Source organism: Micromonospora sp. NPDC002411 (genome assembly GCF_053592955.1).
Genome location: NZ_JBSFBM010000192.1, coordinates 1 through 12987 on the forward strand (window position 1 = coordinate 1; position 12987 = coordinate 12987).

Consider the following 12987-nt stretch of genomic DNA (forward strand, 5'->3'; position numbering starts at 1 on the left):
CCGGCTCGGCGGCGCCGAGGCTCAGGTCGAACGCGGTCAGGGCCTGCGCCTCGGTCATCGGCAGGACGCCGGTGCGGGCCATCCGGGCCAGGTCGCGGACACTGACGACACGGCCAGCGAGGTCACCTGCGAGGTGACCAAGGAGACCCGCGTCGGCATCGCCACCGGCAACGCGACAGGCGTCTACTACGTGGTCGGCAACGCGCTGGCCGGGCAGTTGTCCGGGGCGACCGGTGGCAAGCTCACCGGCACCGCCGCCGAGACCGGCGCTTCGGTGCAGAACGTCGAACAGCTCGTCGGCGGCCAGTACGACGTGGCGTTCTCCCTGTTCGACACGGCCGTGAACGCGGTCGAGGGCAAGGGCAGCTTCACCGCGCCGCAGCCGGTGCAGGCACTGGCCCGCATCTACGACAACTACACGCAGGTGGTGGTCCGCAACGACTCCGGGATCACCTCGGTGGCCGACATGCGCGGCAAGCGGATCTCCACCGGTTCGCCGAAGTCCGGCACGGAGGTGATCGCCAACCGGCTGCTGGAGGCCGCCGGTCTCGACCCGGCCAAGGACATCCGGGCGCAGCGCCTCGACCTGACCAAGACGGTCGAGGGGATCAAGGACGGCAGTGTCGACGGGTTCTTCTGGTCGGGTGGTCTGCCCACCGGGGGCCTGACCGACCTGTTCACCACGGCCGGCGACACGGTGACGTTCGTCGGGCTCGCGCCGCTGCTGCCGAAGATGGCCGCGCTGAGCCCCGGCTACCAGGAAGGCACGATCGGGCGGGACGTGTACAAGACGGCGGCCGACACCCCGACGATCGTCGTACCCAATGTGTTGTTGGTCCGCAAGGACCTGGACGCCAACGTCGCCTGCGCGATCACCCGGACCGTGTTCGAGAAGCGCGACGCCCTGGCCCAGGCCAACCCGGCAGCCAAGGGGATCTCGCTGGAGAGGGCCCGCAGGACCCTGCCGGTGCCTCTGCACCGGGGCGCCGACAAGGCACTGAAGGACCTCGGGGCGAATTGACCCGACCGGTCAGAGGTCGGCGGGCGCGGTCGCGGCGCGCGCCACGCCGACCAGGCGGTCGGTCTCGGCGAGCACTGTCTCGTCGCCTGCCGGTGTGCCGGGGTCGAGTCGGACCGTCCAGGTCAGACCGTCGGCCCCGGCCGTCCGACGGGCCGCGACCCGCGCCGCGCCGCCGGGCACCGGCTGGTGCTCGGTGTACGCGACCGAGCGGGTCACCCGCGCCCGCACCTGGTGTGGCAGCTCACGCGGGTCGAGGAGGAAGTACGTCTCGGCCGGGCCGTCGGCCACCACTGTGTAGCCGTCGCGTTCGATGACGGTCTCGGCGGGTGTGACTGTCAGCTCCCGGCCGGACCAGACGGCCTTGAGGATGTCGTGCCAACCCAGCCGGTGCCCCCGCCCGGGCAGCCACAGCCCGAGGTTGGTGGCGACCACCACGCCGTCGCCCTCGCCGTTGCCGACCGCCGCCCAGGCCAGCACCCGCTCGTCGGCGGCCAGTGGGGGCCGGTCGGCCGGTGGCAGTTTCGGCTTGCGGCTGAACAGTCCCATCTAGAGGCCTCCCGCAGCCTGCTCGCGGAGCGCCCGGGCGTGCTGCTCCAGGGACAGCAGCTCACCGAAGGCCGCGAAGTACTCGTCCTTGTTGTTGACCGGGTTGATCCGCTGGATGCGCGACTTGAGGTCCCGGATCCGGGCGGTCACCGACCCGAACTGCACCCGCGCCATGGTGATCGACACGTAGCGTGGGTCCGGCTCCCCGTCGATGCGCAGCGGCTCCACCGCCAACTCGCCGACCAGCGCCGCCGCCGCCAGGTCGTCGCAGGCGTCCCGGACCGACTCGATCCAGACCGCGCCGCCGGTCGCCGACGCGGCGCCACCGGCAGCCGCGATGGCCGCACGCACCGCGATGTGCACGGGGTGGCGATATTCCGACGCCTCGACCGCGTCGAACATCGGCCCGGCCAGGACCGGCTGTTGGAGGGCGAGCTTGAGCGCCTCCCGCTCGACCATCGACTGCGGGCTGTCCACCCCCGGCTCGGGGCGGGCCGGCGCGGGGCGGCCGGCGGGTGCGGCGTCGCGGGCGCCGGACGGCGGGGTGTTGGCGGCGGCGAGCACCGCCCGCTGCACCGGCTCGATCTCCATGCCGAGGTCCATGGCGAGCTTGCGGACGTACTCCGGGCGCTTCTCCCGGTCCTTGAGGCGCGCGACCAGCGGCGCGGCGTGCCGCATGGCCTCGACCCGGCCGTCGACGGTGTCCAGGTCGAAGCGGCCGATCACGTGTCGCAGCGCGAAGTCGACGAGCGGCTCGCGGCGTGCGACCAGGTCCCGTACCGCCAGGTCACCCTTGGCCAGCCGCAGGTCGCACGGGTCCATGTTGTCCGGGCTGACGGCGATGAACGTGCGGCCGACGAAACGCTGGTCGTCCTCGAAGGCGCGCAGTGCCGCCTTCTGGCCGGCGGCGTCACCGTCGAAGGTGAAGATGATCTCGCCGGCCACCTCGTCGCTGTCGAACAGGAGGCGGCGCAGAACAGCGATGTGGTCCGCGGCGAAGGCGGTGCCACAGGTCGCCACAGCAGTGGTCACCCCGGCCAGGTGGCAGGCCATCACGTCGGTGTAACCCTCGACGATCACCGCCCGCCCCTGCTTGGCGATCTCCCGTTTGGCCTGGTCGACGCCGTAGAGCACCTGCGACTTCTTGTAGATCGGCGTCTCGGGGGTGTTCAGGTACTTCGGGCCGTCGTCGTCGTCGAAGAGTTTGCGCGCGCCGAAGCCGATCACGTCGCCGGCGAGGTCGCGGATGGGCCAGAGCAGCCGGCGGCGGAACCTGTCGATCAGGCTGCCGGAACGGGCCTCCCGGGACAGCCCGGCCGTGACCAGCTCCTGGTGGGTGAAACCCTGCTGGCGCAGGTGCTTGGTGAGCAGGTCCCAGCCGTCCGGCGCGAAGCCGCAGCCGTAACGCTCGGCGGCGGCCCGGTCGAACCCGCGCTTGGCCAGGAACTCCCGTGCCGGTCGAGCGCCAGCCGTGCCGAGCTGCGCCCGGTAGAACTCGACCGCCGCGGCGTGCGCGGCGACCAGGCGCTGACGCTGGCCCTGCTGCGGGCGCGGACGCGGGGTGCCCTTGTCGTCCTCGATGTAGCGCAGTTGGATGCCGGCGCGGCCGGCCAGCCGCTCGACGGACTCCACGAAGCTGAGGTGGTCGGCGTCCATCAGGAACTTGATCGCGTCGCCGCCGGCCCCGCAGCCGAAGCAGTACCAGACGTTGCGGGCCGGCGAGACGTTGAACGACGGGCTCTTCTCGTCGTGGAACGGGCACAGACCCTTGAGGTTGCCGCCGCCGGCGGACTTCAGGGTGACGGTCTCGGAGATCACATCCCCGATCGAGGTGCGTTCCCGGACCAGTGCGATGTCCTCGTCCCGGATCCGCCCAGCCATACGCCACCCCCTCCGCGTACATCCTGCCCTGCCGGACCGACGACACGGCGGCCGGGGGACGCCGGTGTGGCGACCACCGCTGCCGGCTGGGCGGTTCCGGCCCGCAGGCCGTGTCCGCCCGGGGACCATGACCAGATGCGCAGGGTACGCACCGCCGCCCCCCACCTGCCCGGATGGGTGGCCGCGTGGATGGGGTTGGGCGGACAGGCCCCGCAGGCGGACGAGGCCGGTCACCGCCACGCCACCTGGCTGGAACTCTTCCTCGACCTCATCTTCGTGTACGCGCTGGCGGCCGTGGTGCGCCGACTGGGCGACGAGCCGAGCCCGTCGCCGACGGCAGTGCTGGCCGTGATCGGGCTCTTCGTGGTGATCCAGTGGGCCTGGATGGGGCAGGTCTACTACGACACCCGGTTCGATCCGGACGACGCGCTGCACCGGTTGCTGGTGCTCGTCGCCCTGGTCGGGGCGGGCGCGATGACGCTCGGCGTCGACGAGGTTCCGGAGAGCGTGCTCCTGCCGGTCGGGTACCTGATCGTGCGGGGGGTGCTGCTCCTGCTGTACCTGCGGGCCCGGCCGACCAGTCCGATGGCCCGCATGGTGACGAACGTCTACCTGATCGGCTTCGGGTCGGGCTGGCTGATCTGGTTGGCGTCGCTGCCAGCTCCCACCGAGCTGCGCCCGGTCCTGTGGGTCGTCGCGATGGTCATCGAACTGGCCACACCCTGGGTCGGTGTGCGTTGGCTCAACAACTGGCCGGTGGACAACAGGCACCTGCCGGAACGGATCGGGCAGTTCACCATCATCGTGCTGGGTAGCGCGCTGGCCAGCCTGCTCTTCGCCGTGCCGGACCACCCCCCGCCACACATGATCCTCACCGCCGCGACGGCGTTCCTGATCCCGGCAGCAGTCTGGTGGGTCTACACCACGTTCGTCACCACCCGCCTGCTCCAGAGTCGGCTCCGCGGGGGGCAGGCGTACAGCTACCTGCACATCCCGCTCGGTGGCGCGCTGCTGCTGCTCGGTTGGGCACTGGGGCAGGTGGTACGCCTGGTGGACGACAACGCGACCCACCTCCCGCTGGAGTTACGGCTGCTGCTGGGCGCGTCGATGGTGGTCTGGACGGCATGCGGCCTGGCCCTGTACTGGCTGTGGACCCGGCCGAGCGCCGCCCGGTTGGCGATCGCCGCCTACGGGGTGGTGTCGGTCAGCGTGATCACCACGACGGTGCACCAGCCGAGGCTGATGCTGTTGCTGCTCGCGGCCGCGGTCGTCGGGTACGCGGTGCTGCTCAGCCGTCGACTCGCCCGGGCCAGCGAGGCCAATCGCACGCTTGAGGGATGAGCGACCCTCAGGCGGCCCTGGCCCCCTCGACGGGCGTCTCCTCCTCGGCCGCCACCTGCCGGTTCCAGTCCGCCTTGGTGGATCGCCAACCCTCGTCGTCCATGCCACGCCGCCAGTAACCGGAGATGGAGAGCCGGTCGAGCGGCACACCCCGCTCACCGCGCAGCAGCCGGCGCAGGTGCCGGACGAAGGCCGCCTCACCGTGCACGAAGGCGTGCACCTGCCCGGCCGGGAACTCCAACGCCCGCACCGCCTCGACCAGCGCCTCGCCCACCGGGCGCTCGCCGCGGTGCAACCAGGTCAGCTCGACCGCCCCCGGGCTGAGCAGCTTCTGCTCCTCCTCCGGGTCGGCGATCTCCACGAAGACGTGGGCCGGGGCGCCCAGGGGCAGCCGCTCCAGCGCGGCGGCGATCGCCGGCAGGGCGCTCTCGTCGCCGACCAGCAGGTGCCAGTCCGCGTCCGGACTCGGCGCGTACGCCCCGCCGGGTCCGACGAAGTGCACGGGATCACCCGGGCGAAGCGCGGCGGCCCAGGGACCGGCAAGCCCTTCGTCGCCGTGGTGCACCACGTCGACCGTCAACTCCTGCGCCAGCGGATCCCAGCGCCGCACCGTGTAGGCGCGCAGCCGGGGCCACTGCTCCCGGGGAAGGTCCCGGCGGATCGCGGCGAGGTCCAACGGCTGCGGGTACGCGACACCGGACTGCGGGAACACCACCTTGATGTAGTGGTCGGTGAACTCGCCCACCGGCAGACCGGTCAGCTCGTCCCCACCGAGGACGAGCCGGATCAGATGCGGGGTGGGCCGCTCGGTGCGCAGCACCCGGGCCGTGGTGACGTTCCTGGGGCGTTCCGTCATGCCAGTTAGGCTAGCCTAAGCTGCCCCGCCGTGAGTCGGCGGTGCAGTTCCGCCCACGAGGCGGGTGTGCCAGGTCACCGCCGCCGGGTCGGTGAGCGAGGCGACCTGGTCGACAACCACCCGCAGTCGGGCCGCGTCGTCCGGGGCCGCTCGCCACAACGCCGCGAAGATCGGGTCGAGTCCGTCCGGCGCGCGCCGGACCAGCGCGGCGACCACCTCGGCCAGCATCGTCCGCTGCCGCTCGTAGCGGCCCCGGAAGCCGGACCGGCGCATCACGTACCGCAGCGCGATGCCCTTGAGCAGGGCACACTGCGCCCGGACCAGCCGGGGCACCACCAGGTCGGCGGCGTAACGGCGGTGCGGCCCGGGCCCGAAGCGCTCCTCCGTGGCAGCCACCGCGGCGGACACGAACCTCCCGGTCACCCCGCTGGTGGTCGCCTTCAACGCGACCTGCGCCCGGTGGCTGCCGTCGTACCCCGCCAGCGGGGCGAGCAGCGGGTCGGCCAGCAACTCGACAAGCACCTCGGCCAGGTCGCCGGCGGACTCCCCCGAGTACGCGCCCGCCACGTCGGCGCAGAGCGCGGCCCGCTCGTCGGCGTCGGTCAGCAACGGGCGCAGCGTCACGTACCCGCCGTGGATGCCGTCCTCCACGTCGTGCACCGAGTACGCGACGTCGTCGGCCCAGTCCATCACCTGCGCCTCCAGGCAGCGCCGGTCGCCGGGCGCGCCGTCCCGGATCCAGGCGAAGACCTCCGTGTCGTCGGCGTACACCCCGAACTTGCGCTCGCCGGGACGGCGCGGCCAGGGATACTTGCCGATCGCGTCGAGCGACGCCCTGGTCAGGTTGAGCCCGGCGGACGAGCCGTCCGGGGCGAGCACCTTCGCCTCCAGACGGGTCAACACCCGCAGGGTCTGCGCGTTGCCCTCGAACCCGCCGCACGGCGTGGCGAGCAGATCCAGGGCCGCCTCGCCGTTGTGCCCGAACGGCGGGTGCCCGAGGTCGTGGGCGAGCCCGGCCACGTCCACCACGTCCGGGTCACACCCCAACCGGGCACCCATCTCCCGGGCGATCTGGGCCACCTCGAGCGAGTGGGTCAGCCGCGTACGCAGGAAGTCGTCGGTGCCGGCGGTGTGCACCTGGGTCTTGGTGGCCAACCGCCGGAATGCCGCGGAGTACAGGACCCGGGCGCGGTCGCGCTCGTACGGTGAGCGGCGGTGCCCGGTGTCCTTGGGCGACTCCTCGACCAGCCGGGCGTCCGCCGCAGCGGGCTCACTGCTCACGCAGCCGCCGCTGTTCGCGACCGTGGGGCTCGCAAAACCGGCTCACTTCCCACGCAGGACGCAGAACTCGTTGCCCTCCGGGTCGGCCAGCACCGTCCACTCGACGTCGCCCTGGCCGATGTCGACGTGCCGGGCGCCCATGTCGACCAGCCGCTCGACCTCGGCCTCCTGGTCGGCGGGGCGCAGGTCGAGGTGCAGTCGGTTCTTGCGCTCCTTGCCGTCGGTCACCGGCACGAAGACCAGACCGGGCAGGCGGTCGGGGGACTGGCGGATCTCCACCTCGTCCGGGCTCTCGGTGACGATCTGGTAGCCGAGCGCCTCGGCCCACCAGCGGGCCAGCCGCGCCGGATCGCGGGCATCGACGGTGAGGTTCTCCCAGACGCTGGTCATTCAGTCACCTTTCCCGTTCGACGGCCTCCGCAATCGGCCGTGTGCGAGCGAGCCAAGATTACGCCCGCCACCGCTGCTCGACCCGCCCCCGACGCATCGACGATGGGCCCACAACCGCCGATCGGCCTGGAGTTGCCATCCGATCGCCGACGGTTATGGGCTCGCGAGCGGAGATGGCTGCCGGTAGCGTTCCCGGCGCGGAACGTGACCAGCCGATCGACATGCGACTCCCGACCGGTAAGGGGAAAGATCTCGTGGACGCAGACACGGTGGTGGGAACGGAACTACGCGGGCTACGCCGTCGTCGACCCGAGATCGCCGGCACGGTCCTGGCCGGCACCGACGGGTTGCTCATCTCCAGCGACCTGCCCAGCACCGACGCCACCCACCTCGCCGCTCTCGCCGCGGCCAGCTTCGGGCTCGGTCACCGGGTGGCCGACACCGTCCGATGTGGCGAGTTCCGGGAGTCGGTCGTCCGCACGACCACCGGGTGCGTGGTGACCTACCCGGCCGGGCGTTCCGCCCTGCTGACCCTGGTCACCGTGTCGCCCGGCGAGGATCTCGAAGCGCTGCACGAGGAGGCCCGCGCCGTGGCACGTCGGGCCGGCACGGTGATGGACCGCCGCGGCGGGGGTGTCGGTGCCACCGCCGTTCCGGAGGCACACGGGCCGCTGGCCGTGCGTACACCGATGGCGACCCTGCCGGCGCAGTTGCGTCGTCCGTCCCGACCCACCTGGCGTCGCCCGCCGATCTGAGGGCCGGTGGCGGACCGATCGTCCGGTCCGCCACCGATCGGCGTCAGCGGCTGTCCGACCCGCCGGTCTCCACCACCGCCCGGCCGGCCTCCAACCGGGCCACCGGCACCCGGAACGGCGAGCAGGACACGTAGTCCAGGCCGACCTCGTGGAAGAAGTGCACCGAGTCCGGGTCGCCGCCGTGCTCACCGCAGACGCCAAGCTTCAGGCCGGGCCGGGCAGCCCGACCCTCCTCGGAGGCGATGCGCACCAGCCGGCCGACGCCGTCGCGGTCGATCGACTCGAACGGCGAGATGCCGAAGATGCCCAACTCCAGGTAGCGCCAGAAGAACGCACCCTCGACGTCGTCGCGGGAGAAGCCCCAGCCCATCTGGGTCAGGTCGTTGGTGCCGAAGGAGAAGAATTCGGCGGCCTCAGCGATCTGGCCGGCGGTCAGCGCCGCCCGGGGCACCTCGATCATGGTGCCGATCAGCACCTCGACCGCCTTCTCCCGGGTCACCTCCTCGATGATCTTCTCGGCCTCGGCGCGTACCGTCTCCAACTCCTGCACGGCCCCGACCAGCGGCACCATGATCTCCGGCTTGGGGTCGCCGCCGCGTTGGGCGCACTCGACCGCGGCCTCGACGATGGCCCGGACCTGCATCGCGAACAGGCCGGGGATGACCAGGCCGAGGCGGACACCCCGCAGCCCGAGCATCGGGTTCTCCTCGTGCATCCGCCGAACGGCGGCGAGCAGCGCCTCCTCCTTGGCCACGTCCTCGCCACGCTCCTGGGCGACCGCCACGTTCACCGCGAGCTGCTCCAGCGGCGGCAGGAACTCGTGCAGCGGCGGGTCGATCAGCCGGACGGTGACCGGCAGCCCGTCCATCTCGCGGAAGATCTCCACGAAGTCGGCCCGCTGCAACGGCAGCAGTGCCTCCAACGCCGCCTCCCGCTCGTCCGCGGCGCGGGCCAGGATCAGGCGCTCGACCAGCTCCCGCCGATCGCCGAGGAACATGTGCTCGGTGCGGCACAGCCCGATGCCCTCGGCACCGAAGCGCCGGGCCCGGGCGGCGTCCGCGCCGGTGTCGGCGTTCGTGCGGACCGCAAGCCGCCGCCTGCCGTCGGCGTGCGTCATGATCCGGTGTACGGCCCGGACCAGGGCGTTGTCGATGTGCTCGGGGTCGAGGCTGCCCTCGAAGTACTGCACCACCTCCGACGGCATGACCGGCACCTCGCCCAGGTAGACCTTGCCCGTAGTGCCGTCGATGGACACGACGTCGCCCTCGTTGACGGTCTGCCCGGCCACGACAAAGCGCTTCGCCGGGACGTTCACCTCGATCTCGTCGGCACCGGAGACGCAGGTCTTGCCCATGCCCCGGGCCACCACCGCGGCGTGACTGGTCTTGCCGCCCCGCGAGGTGAGGATGCCCTTCGCGGCGATCATGCCGTTCAGGTCGTCGGGGTTGGTCTCCCGGCGGACCAGGATCACCGACTTCCCCTCGGCGGCCAGCTCGACGGCCCGCGCCGAGGTGAAGACGACAGTTCCGGACGCCGCGCCGGGCGAGGCCCCGATGCCCTTGGCGACCGGCTCGAACTCGTGGTCGAGCTGGAAGCGGGGGAACATCAGCTGGGCGAGCTGCGCGCCGTTGACCCGGTGCAGCGCCTCGTCCAGGTCGATCAGACCCTCGTCGACGAGTTGGCCGGCGATGACGAACGCGGCGGCGGCGGTGCGCTTGCCGACCCGGGTCTGCAGCATCCAGAGCTTGCCGCGTTCGATGGTGAACTCGATGTCACAGAGGTCCTTGTAGTGCTCCTCCAGCCGGGCCATGATGCCGAGCAGCTCGTCGTAGGAGGCCTTGTCGAGCTGTTCCAACTCCTGGAGCGGCACTGTGTTGCGGATGCCCGCGACGACGTCCTCGCCCTGGGCGTTGGCCAGGTAGTCGCCGTAGATGCCCTGCGCGCCACTGGCCGGGTCCCGGGTGAACGCCACACCGGTGCCGGAGTCCGGGCCAAGGTTGCCGAAGACCATCGTCACCACGTTGACAGCGGTACCGAGGTCGGCCGGGATCCGCTCCTGGCGACGGTAGAGCACGGCGCGCTCGGCGTTCCACGACTCGAAGACCGCCCGGATGGCGAGGTCGAGCTGTTCGCGCGGCTGCTGCGGGAACTCCCGACCGGTGTGCTTCAAGAAGATCTTCTTGTACGCGTCGACCAGCCCACGCAGGTCGTCGGCGTCCAGGTCCAGGTCGTTGTGGGTGCCCTTGGCGTTCTTGATCTCGTCCAGCGCGTGCTCGAACTCCTCGCCCGGCACCTCGCAGACGGTCTTGCCGAACATCTGGATGAGGCGGCGGTAGGAGTCCCAGGCGAATCTGTCGTTCTGTCCGGCCTGCGCGGAGAGGCCGACCACGCTCTGGTCGTTGAGACCGACGTTGAGGACGGTCTCCATCATGCCGGGCATGGAGAACTTGGCGCCGGAGCGGACCGACACCAGCAGGGGGTCCTGCGGGTCGCCGAGGCGCTTGCCCATCGCGCGCTCGAGCGACTCCAGGTGCGCCTCGATCTGCCCGGCGAGCCCGTCCGGCTCCTGTCCCGTGGCGAGGTACGCCTGGCAGGCCTCGGTGGTGATGGTGAAGCCCGGCGGAACGGGCAGGCCGAGGTTGGTCATCTCGGCGAGGTTGGCGCCCTTGCCCCCGAGCAGGTCCTTGAGATCCTTGTTGCCCTCGGAGAAGTCGTAGACGTACTTGTGATCGACGGTCTCTTGCGCTGCCACCAGAGCCTCCACAACACACGCGCCGGATTGACACTTAACGAAGGTTCAGTTTTCTTCTTCCCCGGGACGGACCGCCGGTAATCCCGGGGTCGACGTCGATCGGTGGGCGAAGGTTAAGCGAACATCGAGCAACCTGGGACCGTTCGGTGACAATTGGCACAGCCATCACGACTATCCGTGTTCGTACCCTTTTCTGGGAACGCTTCCATGCGCACCAACACGCATCCCGACCGAGCGTCGTACGCTGGATGGCACGCCAACCGGTGAACCTCACTTTTGCCATAACCGACGCGAATACACCCCCGGAGTCGCCGCCGTGTCGACCATCCCCTCCCCCGGCCCCGCCACCACCCCCGCGCCGCTGTCGGCGGAGGAGCCGGGCGCGGCGACGCTGGCACGCACAGCCGAGCAGGCCGCGGGCACCTTGCTCGCCCCGGCGGCCCCGCACCGGTTGGCCGACGTCGTTCCCGCCCCCCAGCAGGTCCAGCCGGACCCGACCGCAGACTGGACGCTGCCGGCCGAAGCGGTCATCGTGGCCAGCTCCGACCCCGCCGCGCTGGCGGTCGCCGAACAGCTCGCCGGGCTGCTGCGCCCGGCCACCGGTTACCCGCTGCCGGTCACCGACGCCGCCGCGCCGGCACCCGTCGACGGCATCGCGCTGGTGCTCGACGAGACCACCGCCGACCTGGGCGCGGAGGGCTACCGACTCGACGTCACCACCAATGGGGTACGCGTCACCGCCGTCACCGCCGCCGGCCTCTTCCACGGCGTGCAGACGCTGCGCCAACTGCTGCCGGCGACCATCGAGAGCCCGACCCCGGTCACCGAACGGTGGACGCTGCCCGGCGGCACCATCACCGACGTGCCCCGGTTCCCGTACCGGGGGGCGATGCTCGACGTCGCCCGGCACTTCTTCGCCGTCGAGGACGTCCTGCGGGTGGTCGACCACCTGGCCCGTTACAAGCTCAACCACCTGCACCTGCACCTCACCGACGACCAGGGCTGGCGGATCGCCGTCGACTCCTGGCCGAAGCTGACCACCGTCGGCGGGGCGACCGCTGTCGGTGGCGGTCCCGGCGGGTTCTACACGAAGGCCGACTACACGCGGATCGTCTCCTACGCCGCCGCCCGGCACATCACCGTCGTCCCGGAGATCGACCTCCCCGGGCACACCAACTCGGCGCTGGTCGCCTACCCGGAGCTGGCACCGGACAAGATCGCACCGCAGCCGTACACCGGCACCGAGGTGGGTTTCAGCTACGTCGACCCGGCCGACGACCGGACGTACGACTTCATCGCGGACGTGCTGGGCGAACTGGCCGCGATCACACCCGGGCCCTGGCTGCACATCGGCGGCGACGAGGCGTTCAAGGTGAAGGGCGAGGTCTACACCGGTTTCGTCGAGCGGGTCCAACGCATCGTCGCCGGCCTCGGCAAGACCGTCGTCGGCTGGCACCAGCTCGCGCCGGCCGCCCACGTCGACGGGCGGGTCCTGCAGTGGTGGGGCACGAACGGCGAAGACCCCACCACGGTCGAGGCCGTACGCCAGGGCGCCCGACTGATTGTCTCCCCCGGAAACCACGCCTACCTGGACATGAAGTACGCCCCGGACACCCCGATCGGGCACGACTGGGCCGGCCTGATCGACGTGCGGAAGGCGTACGACTGGGATCCGGGCACGCACGTCGCCGAGGTGCCCTCCACGGCGGTCATCGGTGTGGAGGCCCCGCTCTGGACCGAGTCGGTCACCTCACTGGCCGACATCGAGTTCCTGCTCCTCCCCCGACTCCCCGCCATCGCCGAGCTGGGCTGGTCGCCCCGGGAGACCCACGACTGGGCCGGTTTCCGCGACCGCCTGGCCGGCCACGGCCCACGGTGGGACGCCGCCGGGATCGCCTTCCACCGCGCGCCCGAGATCCCCTGGCCGAGCGGACCGACCATCCCCGCACAGCGCGACCCGGCCGTCCCCAACCAGGGCGACGCGACCCGAGAGGGCGTCAACCCGACATAGCGCACCAGGTCACCCCACATCGCCGGCCCGGCGTGGGTCACCCCACGCCGGATGTCCGTTATCGGGCGTAACGCCCCGTGGCCGGGGCCACCCGGATCGCGGAATCGTCGGCCGGCCGGGGTCGTTATACCTGGCACGCCACCGCGACTGACG

At 71.5% G+C, this 12987-nt stretch carries 9 protein-coding genes and 1 pseudogene; 4 read left to right on the plus strand and 6 right to left on the minus strand.

Annotated elements, in window-relative coordinates; all coding sequences use genetic code 11:
* Nucleotides 1-43 precede the first annotated feature (43 nt).
* Entirely contained in the window at nucleotides 44-1021 is a 978-nt protein-coding gene (locus ACWCO3_RS21805; protein WP_450011709.1) for a TAXI family TRAP transporter solute-binding subunit, read from the plus strand.
* Nucleotides 1022-1030: 9 nt separating this feature from the next.
* Here ACWCO3_RS21805 and ACWCO3_RS21810 read toward each other — a convergent pair whose 3' ends face one another.
* Nucleotides 1031-1567, minus strand: a complete 537-nt coding sequence (locus ACWCO3_RS21810) for a hypothetical protein (protein WP_145779451.1) — start codon at nucleotides 1565-1567, stop codon at nucleotides 1031-1033.
* Nucleotides 1568-3470 (minus strand): annotated as a pseudogene (gene dnaG / locus ACWCO3_RS21815) (DNA primase).
* Nucleotides 3471-3583: 113 nt separating this feature from the next.
* Here dnaG and ACWCO3_RS21820 point away from each other — a divergent pair.
* On the plus strand, nucleotides 3584-4789 hold the full coding sequence (locus tag ACWCO3_RS21820) for a low temperature requirement protein A (protein ID WP_145779449.1): 1206 nt from the start codon (nucleotides 3584-3586) through the stop codon (nucleotides 4787-4789).
* A gap of 7 nt (nucleotides 4790-4796) precedes the next feature.
* Here ACWCO3_RS21820 and ACWCO3_RS21825 read toward each other — a convergent pair whose 3' ends face one another.
* The 3 genes from ACWCO3_RS21825 to ACWCO3_RS21835 are packed head-to-tail and all read right to left on the minus strand — an operon-like array spanning nucleotide 4797 to nucleotide 7316.
* On the minus strand, nucleotides 4797-5645 hold the full coding sequence (locus tag ACWCO3_RS21825; protein ID WP_358167378.1) for a siderophore-interacting protein: 849 nt from the start codon (nucleotides 5643-5645) through the stop codon (nucleotides 4797-4799).
* A 15-nt stretch (nucleotides 5646-5660) separates the two neighbouring features.
* Nucleotides 5661-6926 carry a deoxyguanosinetriphosphate triphosphohydrolase gene (locus ACWCO3_RS21830; protein ID WP_450011703.1) on the minus strand — a complete coding sequence of 422 codons (1266 nt, stop codon included), beginning with the start codon at nucleotides 6924-6926 and terminating at the stop codon, nucleotides 5661-5663.
* Nucleotides 6927-6968: 42 nt separating this feature from the next.
* Nucleotides 6969-7316: a VOC family protein gene (locus ACWCO3_RS21835; protein ID WP_145779446.1), complete on the minus strand. Its 348-nt coding sequence runs from the start codon at nucleotides 7314-7316 to the stop codon at nucleotides 6969-6971.
* 254 nt (nucleotides 7317-7570) lie between these two features.
* Between ACWCO3_RS21835 and ACWCO3_RS21840 the strand changes: the two genes are divergently transcribed.
* Nucleotides 7571-8071 carry a roadblock/LC7 domain-containing protein gene (locus tag ACWCO3_RS21840; RefSeq protein WP_357845685.1) on the plus strand — a complete coding sequence of 167 codons (501 nt, stop codon included), beginning with the start codon at nucleotides 7571-7573 and terminating at the stop codon, nucleotides 8069-8071.
* A 43-nt stretch (nucleotides 8072-8114) separates the two neighbouring features.
* On the opposite strand, the gene ppdK is transcribed toward ACWCO3_RS21840, so the two are convergent.
* On the minus strand, nucleotides 8115-10823 hold the full coding sequence (ppdK, locus tag ACWCO3_RS21845) for a pyruvate, phosphate dikinase (protein ID WP_450011707.1): 2709 nt from the start codon (nucleotides 10821-10823) through the stop codon (nucleotides 8115-8117).
* A gap of 244 nt (nucleotides 10824-11067) precedes the next feature.
* Here ppdK and ACWCO3_RS21850 point away from each other — a divergent pair, with 244 nt between their 5' ends.
* A complete protein-coding gene (locus ACWCO3_RS21850; RefSeq protein WP_450011711.1) occupies nucleotides 11068-12834 on the plus strand; it encodes a beta-N-acetylhexosaminidase in 1767 nt (588 codons plus the stop codon).
* Nucleotides 12835-12987: the final 153 nt, after the last annotated feature.

Bases quoted from the DNA above. Each gene is read 5' to 3' on its own strand.
- ACWCO3_RS21820 (WP_145779449.1), top strand. From the start codon at position 3,584: ATGCGCAGGGTACGCACCGCCGCCCCCCACCTGCCCGGATGGGTGGCC.
- ACWCO3_RS21835 (WP_145779446.1), bottom strand. From the start codon at position 7,316: ATGACCAGCGTCTGGGAGAACCTCACCGTCGATGCCCGCGATCCGGCG.
- ACWCO3_RS21810 (WP_145779451.1), bottom strand. From the start codon at position 1,567: ATGGGACTGTTCAGCCGCAAGCCGAAACTGCCACCGGCCGACCGGCCC.
- ACWCO3_RS21825 (WP_358167378.1), bottom strand. From the start codon at position 5,645: ATGACGGAACGCCCCAGGAACGTCACCACGGCCCGGGTGCTGCGCACC.